Genomic DNA, 16,043 nt, shown 5'->3' on the forward strand with positions numbered 1-16,043 from the left:
GGACAACAGGCGCAAACTGCTGACGGCAAAACCCGCCGAAGAACCGGCGGGTACAAAAGAAGGATCAAGCCAGCCGCCTTGGACGTCAAATCATCGCGAGGAATTTCGGCCAGGCAAGATCTGCGTAGAAGCGGTGCCCCCCCTCTCCGACAGCCAGCGCAAAGTCCTGCTCCCGTCCCTGCGCCTTGAAAATCCGCGCTACATGATCACTTGCTTCCAGCACGCTCGCATGCGGGAAAAGCGGGTCGAGCCGGCCCATGACGACGAGGATCTTGGTCCCGCGCATGGCACCGGCAATATCGGGGAAATCAAGCCATGTCAGCATATCAGGCAAGTAGTTGTCCGTGCAGTGGTCGATCGCACCAATTGTGCCGGCAACAGTGCCAAAGAAAGACGCAAGCATGGAGGCCTTGAGCCGTGGCTCGACGGCGCTTGCATACCAGCCGACGGTACCGCCGCCAGACTGCCCCATGATGTAGATGCGACCGGCATCCAGCGTTGAGATTTCCTCAATGGCATCACAGGCGCGGATGACGTCAAAGACCCGTTCACCGAGAAGCGTGCGGCCGAGAAGAAGCGCAGTCATGGCGGGGTGCTTGCAGGTGCGGTTGTCATCGTTGCGGGCAAGATCACCGGTGCGGCGATGGTCCTCAGGTCTGTGATCATGGCGCTCGCCGAAAGCACGCTGCTCCATCGCCAGCGCCGCAAAACCACGCCGGACGGCCTGGAGCGCGAAATCGCGATCACCGCCGAGCGAGTTTTCATCGCCCTCATATTTCGCCTCACCGAGAGAAATATGCGCGCCTGTCGTATGCCCTTGCAGGCAGATCATCACCGGCAGAGGCCCCTCCTTGCCCTTCGGCAGCAGCAGTGTGCAAGGCACATCCGCACCCGGCTCGGCGGTAAAGACAAGGCGCTGGCGCAGATAGTCGCCGCAGTCCTGCGCTTCACCGAGCATGACCGGCCTTGCCGATGTACCGGGATGGGCGGGCATTCTCAGGAGTTCGGTCAGCTTGGCGCGCAGTTCGTCGCTCCAGCGTTCCAGATCAACGCCATCGGAGAAGCCAAGCCGACGCGGTGCCCTTAACATCAGATCCATATGCAGAGCTTCCGGATCGAAACAAAACTGCCGGGTTTCGGGATTGGATTGGGTATGCGTCATTATAAACGGCCTTCTTCGATGGCATGGCATGAAACGGTTCCACCTGGAACCGCGAAAGGAAGCGGCGCTTCGCTGCGACAGCGATCACTCGCCGCGGAACAACGGGGATTGAACGGGCATCCGGCTGGAGGCTGCAGCGGATTGGGAACTTCGCCCGTCATGGCTGGCGGGATCCGCCCCGGCTTGTCAGCACGCGGGATCGTTTCCAGCAATGTCTTTGTGTAGGGATGCAGCGGCGCGGCAAACAGCGCCTCCGCCGCGCGATCCTCAACCAGCCGGCCAAGATACATCACCCCGACATGGTCAGCCATATGATGAACGACCGACAGATCATGCGTGATCAGCAGAAAGGAGAGACCGAAATCGCTCTGGATGTCCTTCAACAGATTAAGGATCTGCGCCTGAACGGAAACATCCAGCGCCGAGGTCGGTTCATCACAGATCAGGAATTGAGGATCGCAGGCAAGCGCACGGGCAATCGAGATGCGCTGGCGCTGACCACCGGAAAATTCATGCGGAAACTTGTCTGCAGCGCTTTTGGGAAGACCGACCTGTTCAAGTATGGCCAGAATACGGGGCTTCAACTCCGCCCGGTCAATTCGGCCAGAGGCGCGCAGTGCTTCGGCAAGAATGCGTGCGATCCGCCAGCGCGGGTTGAGGCTGGCATAGGGATCCTGAAAGATCATCTGAATGCGACGATGGCGCTTCCAGGCGGCCTTGCGCGCGCCTTTTGCCGAAAGATCGATACCATCAAGAGCAATATCGCCACCACTGATCGGCTCCAGCCCGACCAGCATGCGGGCGATGGTCGATTTGCCGCAACCGCTCTCACCCACCAGTGCCATTGTCCTGCCGGGCTGAAGCGCCAGCGACACATCGCGGACAGCGTGGACAGCAATGTTTCTTGCCTGACCTGGTCCGGCAGAGACCTTGTAGATCTTTGCAAGATTTGAAGCTACCAGATCGCCAGCGGCGGCGGTTTTGATTGATTGATCGCTCATCAACGGATCTCCCCGGCGTGAAGGCAGGCCACCAGGCGCTCCCCTGCCGAAACGAAGGCAGGACGCTCAGCCATGCAGGCATCTGTTGCGACAGGACAGCGCGGATGAAAGGCACAGCCGTGCGGAACGGCGTGCATGGAAGGCATGGCGCCTGGAATTTGCGGCAGCCGCTCGACCTTGCGCTCGAGCGATGGGATCGCCGACAAAAGCCCTTTCGTATAGGGATGAGCTGGCTTGAGCAGCACATCCGCCACCGGCCCGGTCTCGACGATCCGCCCGGCATAAAGCACGGCAACACGATCAGCCGTCTCCGCGACGACCCCCATATCGTGAGTGACAAGAATGACGGAAGAACCGTGTTCCCGGCTGAGCCGCCGCAACAGATCGAGAATCTGCGCCTGGATCGAGACATCAAGCGCGGTCGTCGGCTCATCGGCTATGATCAGGCCGGGACGCAATGCCAGAGCCATGGCAATCACGACACGCTGTCTCATGCCGCCGGAGAATTCATGCGGATAGCAGTGCAGCCGCTGACGTGCAGCGGGAATACCGACCTCCTCCAGCAACCTCAGGGCCTCAGCCTCGGCCGCTTCCCGCGTCATCACCCTGTGCGCTTTCAGGGTACGCACGATCTGTTCACAGACGGTGAAAAGCGGATTGAGGCTGGTCAGCGGATCCTGAAACACGGTGCCGATCTCGGCACCGCGGATCTTTTCCATGGCGCGCGTTCCAAGCCGGTCGATACGCTTTCCGCTCAGCCTGATTTCGCCCGACGTGATCGAGCAGTTGCGCGGCAGGAGCCCATTGACGCAGCTGCTGGTCAGCGACTTGCCTGCGCCGGATTCACCGACAAGTGCCAGGATCTCGCCGGCCTGAAGCTGCAGATTGATATCGGACAGGGCCTCGACGGAGCCACGCCGCGTCTTGAAAGCCGCGCTCATGTGGTCGATCGTCAGAACCGGCGCTGCGGCTGTTATGTTGTTCATGGTCGCCTCCGTCATCCCTTGATCCTCGGATTGAGTGCATCGCGCAGCCAGTCACCAAAGACGTTGACGGAAAGCGACAGGAGCACGAGTGCTAGCGCAGGCCAGACTGTGATCCACCATTCACCGGAGAAGAGATAGTCATTGCCGGTACGGATCAGCGTGCCGAGCGAGGGCCGTGTCGGCGGCAGGCCGACGCCAAGGAAGGAGAGCGTCGCCTCGGCAATAATGGCATTGGCAAGACCCAGCGTACCGATAACCACAACCGGCCCCATAATGTTCGGCAGGATATGCCGGAACAGGATGGTGACGGGCGACAGATGCATGATGCGGGCAGCCTGGACATATTCGCGCCGTCGCTCCACCAGCGTCGAACCGCGCACCGTTCGGGCATATTGGACCCAATCGGACAGGCCGATCGCCAGGATCAGTACAGGCAGAGCGAGCCGGTTCTGCATCTCATGACCAAAGGTTGCGCTGACGATACCATCAATCAGAAGCGCCACCAGAATATTGGGGAAGGACAGCTGAATATCGGCGACACGCATGATGAAGGCATCAATCACACCACCAAAAAAACCGGCCAGAAGCCCAAGGAACAGGCCGAGTGCGGCCGACAGCAATACCGCCGCCAGCCCGACGAACAGGGATACCCGCATGCCGTAAAGGATCAGCGACAGCACGCCGCGCCCCTGATCGTCTGTTCCGAGCGGAAAATCACTGACGCCGCCCGGCTCCCACATCGGCGGCAGCAGGCCATTCATCAGATCCGGCGCCAGAAAGGGATTATGCGGCGCCACAACACCGGCAAAAATGGCAGAAAAGGTGAGAACCAGAAAGATGAAGGCGGAAATGATCGCTACCGGAGACCGGCTGAAACTGTACCAGAGATCGCTGTCGAGAATGCGGACCAGAAGGGAACGCCCTTCGCCCGCCGGAAGTGTATTGTCGCTCATCGGGAGGCTCCCTGCGAACCGCGCAGGCGCGGATCAATACGATAGTAGAGAAGGTCAACCGCAAGATTGAGCACGACGAAAAAGGCTGAGACCAGAACCAGATAGGACGCCAGGATCGGCACATCGGCAAATTCGACGGCATTGATGAAAAGCAGTCCTAGCCCCGGCCACTGAAATACGGTTTCGGTGATAATCGAGAAGGCGATCACAGCACCCATCTGCAGACCAATGATGGTGGTGACCGGCACCAGCGTGTTCTTCAGTGCTTCCTTGAACCAGATGACACGGTCGGAAAGACCGCGGGCGCGTGCAAAGCGGATATAGTCTTCTTCCAGCACTTCAAGCATCTCGGCGCGCACCAGTCGGACGATAAGGGTCGTCTGGAAGAAGGCCAGCGTGATGGTTGGCAGGATCAGAGACCGCAGACCGCTCAAGGTGAGAAAACCCGTGTTCCAACCACCGAGGGAGACCGTGTCCCCACGCCCGAACGAAGGCAGCCAGCCGAGATCGACCGAGAAGAACAGGATCAGAAACATGCCGATCAGGAATGTCGGCAGAGAAACACCAACAAGCGAACCGATCAGCAGAACATGCGAGGAAAGGCTGTTGCGGCGAATGGCCGTGTAGATCCCGGCCGGAATGCCGACGATAATCGACAGGAACACCGCACAGAAAGAAAGCTCCAGCGTTGCCGGCAGGCGGGCGGCAATCAGCGAGGCTACCGGCATGCCCAGCCTGTAGGATACGCCGAAATCACCATGCAGCATGCGCCAGACAAAGGCGGCATAGCGCACTGGCAGCGGATCGTTGAGGCCCAGCGCCTGGCGAACGGCATCGCGCTCGGCAAGGGACGCATCAGCGCCAACCATATTGAGCACGGGATCGCCGAGATAGCTGAACATCAGGAATGCGATGAAGGCGACGCACAGCATGACGAAAATCGCCTGCAATGCGCGCCGGAGCATAAAGCTTATCATGGTCTTGTCCTGGTAAGGCCATGCCCTGCCCGGCAATCATCACCGGGCAGGGCCGTTTCATTCGGCGTCAGTCCTTGACGTTGGCATATTTCCAGACGAACACGTCATCCGGACGCTGGACGACGTCCAGCTTGTCGCTGACACCCCAGGAGAGCGTCTGCTGATGGATCGGGATGAAGTAGACCTGATCGTGAACAATCTGCTGCGATTGTGCCAGAAGCGCGTCGCGCTTTGCCGGGTCGGATTCGCTGACGGAAGCCTCGATGATCGCATCAAGTTTCGTGTCGTTCAGATGACCGGCATTCCAGGTTCCCCAGGAACCGGTGCGGGTGTGAACAGATTCCTGCATCAGCCCATTGGCATCGATATTGCCCGGTGAAAGCCCCAGGAACCAGAGACCGCGACGGCGACTGGTGTCAGCAAGGCTGGTGACCAGCTGGCTAACCGGCATGGCATCAAGACTGACGGTAATGCCGACCTTGGCCAGCATGCCGACGATTGCAGTGCAGATCGCCTCATCATTGACATAGCGGTTGTTGGGGCATTCCATCGTCGTGGAAAAACCATCCGCATAGCCTGCAGATGCCAGCAGTTCCTTGGCCTTATCCAGATCATAGGGGAACCGTGTCATGTCCTTCGGGAAGCCATGAAACTCCTGTGGCACCATGGCGGCCGTCGGAATGGCCTTGCCGCGCATGATCACACGCTGAATGGCATCGACATTGATGGCCCGATAGACCGCTTCACGCACGTCGCGGCTGGAGAGCGGATTTGCATCAGTGTCGCTGCCCGGAAGTGGTGCCGGATCGACATCCATGCCGACGAAGACAACGCGCAGTTCCGGCCCGGCCAGCAACCGGACGCCGGGTGCATCCTCGATGCGCTGCTGATCCTGCAGCGGAACCGGAACGGCAAGATCAATCTCACCTGACAGAAGAGCAGCCGTGCGGGTCGCGTTGGAACCGATCGGCCGGAACTCCACCTCGGTGACATTGTTGGTGGCGTCGCCCCACCAGCCGTCATTGCGTACCGCAACCGTCTTGCTATCGGGTTCGCGATCGGTGATCTTGTAGGGACCGGTGCCATTGGCGTGGGTCGAGGCATAGCTGTGCTGGATGTCTTCCGCGCTGGGATCGGCTTTCACGCCGTGTTCGTCAGCCCAGCTTTTCGACATAATGTACCAGTTACCCCAGTCATTGATCAGAATGGGGTTAGGCTCGCTCAGGAGAATGTCCACCGTGTAGTCATCAACCTTTTCGGCACCGACAACACTGTGCATCTTTGAACTCTTGATCAGCGAACCTTCCGAAAGCGAACGCTCGACAGAGAACACCACGTCATCAGCGGTGAAAGGTTGTCCGTCCTGAAAGGTGACGCCCTGTCGCAGATGGAAGCGCCAGCGTTTCGGATCGACGATTTCCCAGCTTGTGGCAAGTGCCGGCTGGATCTCCATATGCGGACCACGCTCGATAAGACCTTCATAGACATTGCCAAGAACGCCGAGATTGAACGTCTGATCCAGCGCGTAAGGATCAAGCGTGGAGACATCAGCCGAATAGGACCACGTCACTTTCTCTGCAAGCGTTGGAATAGCCGAACCGGCTAGCAACGCCGCCGTGCATGCAGCCAAAAGGATTTTTCTCATCATGTTCCCCTTTTTGAGAATTTAAGCTGATCGGAAATGAATCCAAAAAACACATAAAAAACAATCATTTATTAATTGAATGAGATCATTTGTAAAATTTTGTATTCTCCATGTAAGCGCAAATGAACTATAGATTGGCGCGGTGCACGTTTTGGTCGCGTACCGGTTTCCAAGCCGCAAGGGACAAGGCCGTGCGAATTAAGATGCGTCAGCTTGAAGCGTTCAGAGCCGTTGTCAGCACCGGTTCGATAACCGGCGCGGCACGGGCACTGGGCCTATCGCAGCCAACTGTCAGCAACCTGGTCATTGCTTTGGAAGAAGAGCTGAAAGTACAGCTTTTTCAGCGCATTAAGAAACGCCTCGTACCAACGAACGAAGGCCGTAATTTCTTCACCGAAGTCGACAGAACCCTGAGTTCGATTGAAAAACTGTCCAATGCCGCTGATCGCCTGCAGGCCAAAGCAACGGGATGGCTGAACGTCGTGATGCCGCAGAGCTTCGTCGTCAATATCGTCCCCGCAGCAATCAAGCGCCTGCAGCAAAAGCAACCGGGGCTAGGTGTGACGTTGGAATATCTTCCCGCCGGGGAAGCTGTGGAATCTGTCGCGGCCGGCGATTGGGATTTCGGGATAGCCCGGCTGCCGATCACACATCGCGGTGTGGACATGTTTCCGATTCTCCAATCGGAATATGTCTGCGTTCTGCCGCAAGGGCATCGCCTGACCAGAAAAAAGACCCTGGTTCCTCACGATCTGGAGGGCGAGGCGGTCATTCTGCTCTCCCGCCGCCATGAGGAACGCTACGAGATTGTCGAGGCCTTCCGATCAGAGGGCGTGGTTCTGAATGGGCTTATTGAGACTGGTGCATTGACCGCCACCTGCGCATTTGTCTCAGCTGGCATCGGTATTGCAATTCTCGATGCGGTTATTGCCAGCGGCTACCCGGACACCAATATCGAAATGCGCCCTTTCGGACCGTCCATGACCAATGAATTCGCCTTGATCCGCGAACGTGGCGCCATCTTCAGCCCGGAAGCGAACCTGTTCATTGATGCCATTCGCGAAACCATTGCCGAGTCTCTGCTAAGCGGAGGAAAGCATTTTCGCCTGATACACGACCAGCAGCCTGATTGAGCTCAAAGGACGCCCAGATGGGCAATCCTTGGCGACGGACACCGTCCACCGCGCACCCGCCGGAAAAAGCGCGGCAGCCCCCTAGCCTACATTACGCGCTGGAGTGCCGACCCACTCCTCAACGGAATAGGATTTGCGGGTGGCGCGGGTCCTTACTGTGCCTTTTGGCTATGCGGGTATTTGGCACCGCGCGGGTTGCCCAGTCTGAGACCAGATGCAAAGCCTAAAGTCTCAGGGCTTCAACTCTATTCGGCTGAACTCCAACCTATTGAATAACAAAAGAAATGACAGCATTGACGGCGATGACAGCGCCAATTTTATAGAATCAAAAGGGGTTTAGGGATTGACGACGCAAGCCGTCAGGCAAGAGGCGCAAAACCGCCTCTGCTGCTTACCCCGCGCGTACCCGGAAATTTTCCGAGGCAACATCAAAAAAGATATCCCACACAAGATATTGATTTTAATATGAAAATTTGGTGATCCCGACGCGATTCGAACGCGTGACCCTCAGATTAGGAATCTGATGCTCTATCCTGCTGAGCTACGGGACCACTCAGCCTTCTCCATACAAAAGCTTCACGGCGATGAAAAGCCCTGCCGCGATAAAATCGAGCTCGCTTTCCCTGAACCGTCAGCACCGGCAATCAGGCAGGCAGGCGGCTTTCGGCGAGCGTGACCCAGTAGGAAATGCCGTAAGGCAGCGCCTCGTCGTTGAAATCATAGGCGGCATTGTGAAGTCCAGCGCTGTCGCCATTGCCGATCATGATGAAGGCACCCGGCCGGCTTTCAAGCATGTAGGAAAAATCCTCAGCCGCCGTCCAGGGGCCAAAATCAGTATCAACCGCGTCCCTGCCGGCAACGGCAATGGCGGCGTCCGCAGCATGCCCGGTTTCGACCGCATGGTTGACGGTCGCGGGATAGTTGCGGCTGTAACGGACCTCAGCCCGCGCCCCTTGCGCAGCGGCAATGCCGGTTGCGATCGCCTTCAGCCGGTCCTCGGCGAGGTCGCGATTTTCCGGTGTGAAAGAGCGCACGGTTCCACCGAGCCTGGCCTGATCGGGAATGATGTTGTGGGTCGAACCGGCATGGAATTCGGTAATCGAGACCACCAGCGCATCAAGCGGACTGGCCATGCGGGAGGTGATCGTCTGCGCGGCGGAGACAATCTGGCTGCCAATCACCACAGGGTCAATCGCCTTATGCGGCTGTGCGGCATGGCCTCCACGCCCGGTGATAACGATTTGGAACTCATCGGTTGCCGCCATGATCGGGCCGGAGCGGATTGCGAACTGACCGAGCGGAATCCCCGGAAAATTGTGCATGCCGTAGACTTCGGCGATGTTGAAGCGATCCATCAAGCCATCGTCGACCATCGCCTTGCCTCCGGCACCGCCTTCTTCGGCCGGCTGGAAGATCAGTGCAATCGAGCCTGAAAAATTTCGCCGGTCGGCGAGCAGCCGGGCCGCACCAAGAAGCATTGCCATATGTCCGTCATGCCCGCAGGCATGCATCTGTCCCGGCCGGTCCGATGCCCAGTCGAGGCCGGTCCTTTCGTCCAGCGGCAAGGCATCCATGTCAGCGCGAAGGCCTATGGTTCGTCCACCCTCTCCCTTGCCGTGAATAATGCCGACAACACCACTCCTGCCGATACCTTCAACGATTTCGTCGACACCAAACTCTTTCAGCTTTTCGACAATGAAGGCCGCAGTGTTGCCAACATCATAAAGCAGTTCCGGGTTCCGGTGCAGGTGGCGGCGCCAGGCGGTGGCCTCGCGGGCAATAGCGGCGGCAGAATTGAGCAATGGCATAGGGGAACCCAGGTTTTGAAATCGATCAGTCCAATGCGGCAATGTGGGATGACAGAGCAAAACATGCAACATGCTTTCGCATCCGTTGAGTTGATGTATAAAGAAAAGCATCACATTCGGGGCCGGTGACATTGAGTGGCGGACAACCTATGACAGGCAGAACATCGCAGGCGCTGCGGCGCCTTCCCCTGATCCTGTTGACGCTCGTCGTAACGGCCTTGCTGCCGGCCGCAGGCGCCAGCGCCAATCCCTACATTGTCGTGGATGCCAAGACCCAGCGTGTTCTGTTTGCTGATGAGGCCTTCAGGCGCTGGTATCCGGCATCCCTGACCAAACTGATGACCACCTATCTTGTCTTTGAGGATCTGGTAGCAGGGCGGCAGCGCCTCGACACACCGATCACGGTTTCGGCCGCAGCAGCCAATGAAGCCCCGTCGAAGATGTATTTTGCGCCAGGCACCCGGATCTCCCTCGACAGCGCGCTGAAAATGATGCTGGTCCATTCAGCCAATGACGCAGCCAAGGCCGTGGCCGAGAATGAACCCGGCGGCGAACAGGCCTTCGTCGCCCGCATGAACGCCACGGCCGCGAAACTTGGCATGAACAACACCCATTTCGTCAACGCCAACGGCATGCCTGAAGACGGCCAGTATACCACTGCGCGCGACATGGCCGCGCTGGCGCTGGCGCTGCAGAAGAACTTTCCGCAATTTGCCTATTTCTTCGATATTCCCGGGATTTCGGCCGATAGTGGCCGCTACCGCAATACAAATCTTCTTCTGCCGACATTTGACGGGGCGACCGGCATGAAGACAGGCTATATCTGTGCGGCGGGCTATAATCAGGTCTCCACGGCGAAGCGGGACGGCCACAGCGTCGTCAGTGTCGTCCTCGGCGCATCCTCAATCCCTGATCGCACTGAAACATCCGCCAGGCTGCTTCAGTCCGGCCTGACGGTTGCAAGCGAGAATGGTCCGTTGCTGAGTGCATTCCGTCCCGGCCCTGATGCCGACAAGACGGTCGCCGACATTTCGTCCACCATGTGCACACCCGAAGCGATCCAGGCGCGGATCGGCGTGATTGATGAAGACGGCAATTATCCGCTGAATTCACCCTATCTGAAGCCGCTGCCCAAGGACTACGCCACCGTGCCGGCCAAGCGGCTGCCGAATGATACGGACATGGCAGCGGCCGAACTCGACCAGTTGAAGACAATCCCTCTTCCCTATGCTCGGCCGGCGCAGTAAAGCTTGGTACCATGTACCAGATTACCAGCCCCATTCCCGTCTCCATCATCACCGGTTTCCTCGGCGCCGGCAAATCGACACTGCTGAACCGGCTCCTCACCGATCCGGCGCTGTCCGATGCCGCCGTCATCATCAATGAGTTCGGCGAGGTCGGAATCGACCATCTGCTTGTCGAACAATCCGGCGAAAACATCGTTGAATTGTCGAATGGTTGCCTTTGCTGCAGCGTTCGCGGTGAGCTGATCAATACGCTTGCCGATCTTCTCGACCGGATGCAGACGGAGGCAATACGCCCCATCGGCCGTGTCGTCATCGAAACGACGGGTCTTGCCGATCCGGTTCCGGTGCTGAAAGCCGTCATTGCCCATCCGGCCATTGCCGCCGCTTTTTCCATTGATGGCGTCATCACACTTGCCGATGCACAAAACGGGCTTTCAACGCTTGAAAAGCATGAGGAAGCGGTGCGCCAGGCAATGGTCGCCGACCGATTGATCATCACCAAAACCGACGTCGCACCCAAAGAGAAGACGACGGCACTGAAACAGCGTCTTGCTGCGCTGAACCCCAATGCCGAGATGCTCGACAATGCGGATCTGGCCAATCCGCAGGCCGCGCTTCTGGCAGCCGGCCTGTTCGATGCAACGCGGCGTCAGCCAGAGGTCGGACAATGGCTGAACGAAGCCGATAGCGGCCACCACCACCATCACCACGACGTCAACCGGCATGGCGAGCACATCCGAGCCTTTGCCCTTTCGGCCGACCGGCCGATCGCCCGCGCCGATCTGATGGCCTTTTTCGACATGCTGGCCGCCCGTCATGGCCCTTCCATCCTGCGCATGAAAGGTGTTGTGGCGCTTGAAGGCGAGCCCCTGCCTGTTGCCATTCACGGCGTTCAGGAGATCATCTATCCACCTGTCCGGCTGAAGGCCTGGCCAGACGGCGAAACGCCATCGAGCCGTCTGGTGCTGATCACCGCCGATCTGAAGGAAGATGTGGTTAAGGACCTTTTTGACGCTTTCCTCGGCCGCCCGGCAATTGATCGCCCGGACAGGGCAGCGCTGACCGAAAACCCGCTTTCCGCCTTCGGCTTCAAGCCGGGCTGAGGCCCCGCCTTATCGTGAAGCGGTCGCATTCCTCCGCCCGGTCCTGTTGCAACAGGCAGTGACCTTCCTCCCGGCAAAGATGCGGGATATCGATGACTGCAAGCGGATCGCTGGTGATCACAATGAGCAAAGCGCCCGGCTGAAGACCAGCAAGGCGCTTTTTCGTCTTGAGAGCAGGGAGCGGGCATTTCAGCCCGCGCAGATCCAGTATTTCAGGCGCAACTGAGCCCGGTGTCACCAGAACTTCCAGAAGGGCTTCTTCTCGCGGTCGCCCTTGTTGGCATCCACCTCGGCATAGGCAGCAAGCGGGCTTGGCTCCGGAATTGGAACCGAGGAGGAGACTGGAACATCGGGAACCGGCGGCAAGGGCGCTTCGGCCGAAGCGATATCGCTCGGGGCCACCGCCGTCTCACCGGTCGCCAGTCCTGCGGGGATACTGTCACGCAGCGACGGCGTGTCATCAGCCTGATTGTTGCCCTGCGCCATCTGCAGCAGGCGGGCAAGCCAGCCGCTTTCCTTTTCCGGTGCGGCAGCATCGCCAAGCGCGGTGACGACTGCGGCATCCTGTGCACTTTCAGCTTCAGGGCTTTCGGGAATGGCAGCCGTCTGGGTCAGGACATCAATCGTCGGAATGGTCTTTCCACCATCCCTGGCAAGCGCAATCTGATACTGCTCTACCGTCAGATAGCGCCCTGCCTCAAGCGAGGGACCGGTCGGCTGATAGAGCGCGTCGGTCGGATCGGGACGCGTATCGGCAACCAGTGCCTTGCGCTGGGCTTCCGTCGGGTCGATCCAGACCATGTCGGCATTCTTCTTCAACGCCCTGTCATAGTCTTTCTGATAGTCTGCCTCATATTCGGTGATCTTGGCCTGTTCATCAGCCGAAACCGTCGTCACCATGGCCGGGCATGCTGCGGAGGATACGAAGGTTCCCGCATTGGCCGGCTTTTCGTTGAAGACGTAGCGGCGATCGCAAACATCCACCTTGGCCGGCTTTTGCGTGACTTCGAAATAGTCATAGCCGGGCTTCAGCATTTCCCAGAAATCGTAATTCTCGTTATAGCGGTGGCGCACCATATTGGCCGCCGTCATGCGGAAGGGATAGGCCTGCAGCATGATCGATTGCTGACCACCCTTGAAGGCGTCACGCGCAAAGGCAAAGATTTCCAGGATTTGTTCATCGGTCATCGAATAGCAGCCGGCAGACGAGCAGGCACCATGGATCATCAGATTGCTGCCGGTCAGCGCATTGGCACTGTCGTAGCGGTTGGGATAACCGGTATTGATCGCCAGGAAATATTTCGAATAGGGGTTCATCAGCCCCGTTGTCAGCGGATAGAAGCCTTCAGGCGCCTGCCGGTCGCCTTCCTTCTTCTTCGGGCCAAGCTTGCCGGACCAGGCACAGATCTCATAGGATTCGAGCTTGCCATAGGTTCCGTCGCGCTTCTGCTTCCAGATCTCCAGCACACCTTCTTCCTTGAAGATGCGGATGGTGATCGGCGCATTTCTGGCCATATCGTTGGCGCGCATGCGCGCCTCGATCTTGGTCGGCAACGGATAATTCATCTTCTCCTGAACCGAGGAGAAGGCGGAACTATCGAAGAAGCTGTTGCATCCCGTCAGTGCTACGGTGGCAAAGAGCAGAGGGATGAGTGGGTTAAGTCGCATAACAGAAACCTGCCGGAATTTCGCCCTCAGTGCAATGCATCTCGCCTGCCTGGGACCTTTCTTATGCACTGCCAATGTTCAAAAATCGTTAACCGCAATCTTATTTTTCTTGAACACAGCCATGTTCAACGATCAATTTTGACAAATGGCATTTCGGCGCCTGACATCCACGTCCCCAACCGCAGCGACAAATCGCATGCCCCGTTTATCGCGTTTTCACATGTGCCGCTAGCGTCATGCGTGTCAGAAAGTCCAAACTCACGCAAAAGAGAACGAAAATTGAGCGGTTCCATGCTGTAGAACGAAAAAGGCCGCGCAATCCGCGCGGCCTCGGTTCATCTCGGGTAATGGATCTTTTACAGATTGCGGCCGATAGCCAGGAATTTTTCCCGGCGGTCATTGCGCAGTTCATCAGGCGACATGCCTTCCATCGCCGCAAGCGCCTCGGCGATCTGGTCGCCGGTGGCATCGATAACGGTCTCGGAATGGCGATGGGCACCGCCAACCGGCTCGGGCACGATATTGTCGATAACACCAAGCGTCCGCAGATCCTGGGCGGTGATCTTCATATTGGTCGCAGCTTCCTTGGCCCGGGCGGCATCACGCCACAGGATAGAGGCGGCCCCTTCCGGGGAAATGACTGAATAGATCGAATGCTCAAGCATATAGACCCGGTTGCCGGCGGCAATGGCAATGGCCCCGCCGGAGCCTCCTTCACCGATGATGACACAGGTCATCGGAACGCCGAGCGACAGGCATTTTGCCGTGGACTTGGCGATCGCCTCCGCCTGGCCGCGCTCTTCGGCGCCGATGCCGGGATAGGCGCCGGCCGTATCCACCAGCGAGATGACCGGCAGATTATAGCGGTCGGCGAGATCCATGATGCGGATCGCCTTGCGATAGCCCTCAGGCTTCGGCATGCCGAAATTATGCTTGATGCGGGTCTTGGTGTCGTGCCCCTTTTCCTGACCGATCACGGCAACCGGGCGACCGCGAAAACGTGCAAGCCCGGTCTGGATCGCGGCATCGTCACCAAAATTACGATCACCGGAAAGCGGCGTAAATTCAGTGAACAGACGCTTGGCATAATCAATGAAGTGCGGCCGCTGCGGATGACGGGCAACCTGCGCCTTCTGCCAGGGAGTAAGCTTCGAGTAGATGTCGCTCATCGCCTCGGTGACACGCCCTTCCAGGCGCCGAACCTCATCGGCGGTATCGATGCTTTCGTCTTCCCCCGCGATCTTTTTCAGCTCAATGATCTTGGCTTCCAGATCGGAGATGGGTCGTTCGAAATCGAGATAGCTGTACATTCGTTTACGCTTTCTGCTGCTTCCCTAAGGCCGGCCGGGAGAGCATCCCTTACTCTCATTTACATACAGATTGCCGCTTAATCCCGTTTTTTTGCACTTTTTGCAAGGGGGTGATGAGTTTCCACAAGCTCGCGCAGCCTTTCCTCCAGCACATGGGTGTAGATCTGCGTGGTCGAAATATCAGCATGACCAAGCAGTTCCTGCACCGCACGCAGGTCTGCGCCGTTCTGCAAAAGATGGCTGGCAAAAGCATGGCGAAGCACATGCGGCGATATGCTCGACACCTTCAGCCCGGCGCGGGCGGCCAGCCCTTTCAGTTCGCGCGCGAAAACCTGGCGCGAAAGATAACCTTCCTGGCCAGCTGAGGGAAACAGAAATTCGCTTTCGGGCAGGTCGCCTCGGGCAATGGCGGCCTGAAGTGCTGCGCCATAGGCATCAAGCGCCGTGATTGCACGCTTAGACAAAGGCACCATGCGTTCCTTGTTGCCCTTGCCGCGAATGGTGAGAAACCGGCCCTTGCGCGTCAGCACCGAGGCTGGCAGCGTCACCAGTTCGCTCACCCGCATGCCGCTGGCATAAAGCGTTTCCATCAGCGCAACCATACGCAGCCGCCCAAGCTTGTCGCCCGCCTCCCCTGCGGCAGCGGCTTCACTTTGCGCCTGATCGAGAAGCCGGTCGATATCCGCCACCGACATGGTTTTCGGCAGCGCCCGGCCCTTTTTCGGCGTGTCGATGATCCCCGTCGGATCGTCACCGCGCAGACCTTCGGCATAGAGAAAACGATAGAACTGACGAATGGCCGACAAGCGCCTTGCCTGTGATGTCGCGGCAAAGCCACGTCTTGCCATATCGGAAAGATAGGCCAGCACATCATCGGAGCTTGCCTTGTCCAGCACGACGCCGCGATCGGTCAAAAAGTCGCGCAGATCATCAAGATCGCGCTGATAGGCTTCCAGCGTGTTGACCGCCGCACCTCGCTCGGCACTCAGCATTTCGATGAAGGCTTCCACATGGGCGCCGGACAAATCTGCCGCCATTTACCCTTTTCCC

General features: G+C 58.3%; 14 protein-coding genes and 1 tRNA gene. 3 read left to right on the top strand and 12 right to left on the bottom strand.

Annotated features, from left to right (window positions below):
• Nucleotides 1–85: 85 nt before the first annotated feature.
• From FJU08_RS03580 to FJU08_RS03605, 6 genes are all read right to left on the bottom strand, one after another.
• Complete coding sequence (locus FJU08_RS03580) at nt 86–1,162, bottom strand: alpha/beta hydrolase family protein (protein WP_181409737.1); 1,077 nt, start codon at nt 1,160–1,162, stop codon at nt 86–88.
• Nucleotides 1,162–2,163: an ABC transporter ATP-binding protein gene (locus FJU08_RS03585; RefSeq protein ID WP_141147617.1), complete on the bottom strand. Its 1,002-nt coding sequence runs from the start codon at nt 2,161–2,163 to the stop codon at nt 1,162–1,164. Before FJU08_RS03585 ends, FJU08_RS03580 begins: the two co-directional genes overlap by 1 nt.
• Nucleotides 2,163–3,149, bottom strand: a complete 987-nt coding sequence (locus tag FJU08_RS03590) for an ABC transporter ATP-binding protein (RefSeq protein ID WP_141147618.1) — start codon at nt 3,147–3,149, stop codon at nt 2,163–2,165. The genes FJU08_RS03585 and FJU08_RS03590 overlap by 1 nt, the downstream gene beginning before the upstream one ends.
• An 11-nt stretch (nt 3,150–3,160) precedes the next feature.
• Nucleotides 3,161–4,102 (bottom strand): ABC transporter permease, encoded by a 942-nt coding sequence (locus FJU08_RS03595; protein WP_141147619.1) that lies wholly within the window; start codon nt 4,100–4,102, stop codon nt 3,161–3,163.
• The gene (locus FJU08_RS03600; RefSeq protein WP_141147620.1) at nt 4,099–5,079 is read right to left on the bottom strand and encodes an ABC transporter permease; all 981 of its coding nucleotides are present in this window, start codon (nt 5,077–5,079) and stop codon (nt 4,099–4,101) included. The genes FJU08_RS03595 and FJU08_RS03600 overlap by 4 nt, the downstream gene beginning before the upstream one ends.
• A gap of 67 nt (nt 5,080–5,146) precedes the next feature.
• Nucleotides 5,147–6,724: an ABC transporter substrate-binding protein gene (locus tag FJU08_RS03605; protein ID WP_181409738.1), complete on the bottom strand. Its 1,578-nt coding sequence runs from the start codon at nt 6,722–6,724 to the stop codon at nt 5,147–5,149.
• 191 nt (nt 6,725–6,915) lie between these two features.
• Between FJU08_RS03605 and FJU08_RS03610 the strand changes: the two genes are divergently transcribed.
• Entirely contained in the window at nt 6,916–7,857 is a 942-nt protein-coding gene (locus tag FJU08_RS03610; protein ID WP_181409739.1) for a LysR family transcriptional regulator, read from the top strand.
• 474 nt (nt 7,858–8,331) lie between these two features.
• On the opposite strand, the gene FJU08_RS03615 is transcribed toward FJU08_RS03610, so the two are convergent.
• A tRNA-Arg gene (locus FJU08_RS03615) sits at nt 8,332–8,408 on the bottom strand.
• A 93-nt stretch (nt 8,409–8,501) separates the two neighbouring features.
• The gene (locus tag FJU08_RS03620; RefSeq protein WP_141147623.1) at nt 8,502–9,665 is read right to left on the bottom strand and encodes a M20 aminoacylase family protein; all 1,164 of its coding nucleotides are present in this window, start codon (nt 9,663–9,665) and stop codon (nt 8,502–8,504) included.
• A 149-nt stretch (nt 9,666–9,814) separates the two neighbouring features.
• On the opposite strand from FJU08_RS03620, the gene FJU08_RS03625 reads away from it, so the two are divergent.
• Nucleotides 9,815–10,912, top strand: a complete 1,098-nt coding sequence (locus FJU08_RS03625; protein ID WP_141147624.1) for a D-alanyl-D-alanine carboxypeptidase family protein — start codon at nt 9,815–9,817, stop codon at nt 10,910–10,912.
• Nucleotides 10,913–10,923: 11 nt separating this feature from the next.
• Nucleotides 10,924–12,015 (top strand): CobW family GTP-binding protein, encoded by a 1,092-nt coding sequence (locus FJU08_RS03630; RefSeq protein ID WP_141147625.1) that lies wholly within the window; start codon nt 10,924–10,926, stop codon nt 12,013–12,015.
• Here the strand turns inward: FJU08_RS03630 and FJU08_RS03635 are convergent.
• From FJU08_RS03635 to xerD, 4 genes are all read right to left on the bottom strand, one after another.
• A complete protein-coding gene (locus FJU08_RS03635) occupies nt 12,002–12,256 on the bottom strand; it encodes a sulfurtransferase TusA family protein (protein ID WP_407943682.1) in 255 nt (84 codons plus the stop codon). The two genes, FJU08_RS03630 and FJU08_RS03635, sit on opposite strands and share 14 nt — an antisense overlap.
• Nucleotides 12,250–13,683, bottom strand: a complete 1,434-nt coding sequence (locus tag FJU08_RS03640) for a L,D-transpeptidase family protein (protein WP_141147627.1) — start codon at nt 13,681–13,683, stop codon at nt 12,250–12,252. The genes FJU08_RS03635 and FJU08_RS03640 overlap by 7 nt, the downstream gene beginning before the upstream one ends.
• 356 nt (nt 13,684–14,039) lie before the next feature.
• Nucleotides 14,040–14,993 (bottom strand): acetyl-CoA carboxylase carboxyltransferase subunit alpha, encoded by a 954-nt coding sequence (locus tag FJU08_RS03645; RefSeq protein ID WP_141147628.1) that lies wholly within the window; start codon nt 14,991–14,993, stop codon nt 14,040–14,042.
• A 77-nt stretch (nt 14,994–15,070) separates the two neighbouring features.
• Nucleotides 15,071–16,030, bottom strand: coding sequence for a site-specific tyrosine recombinase XerD (xerD, locus tag FJU08_RS03650; RefSeq protein ID WP_141147629.1), 960 nt, complete (start codon nt 16,028–16,030; stop codon nt 15,071–15,073).
• Nucleotides 16,031–16,043 lie beyond the last annotated feature (13 nt).

The sequence above is a fragment of the Martelella alba genome (assembly GCF_006516955.1).
In the GTDB taxonomy this organism is placed as follows: domain Bacteria; phylum Pseudomonadota; class Alphaproteobacteria; order Rhizobiales; family Rhizobiaceae; genus Martelella; species Martelella alba.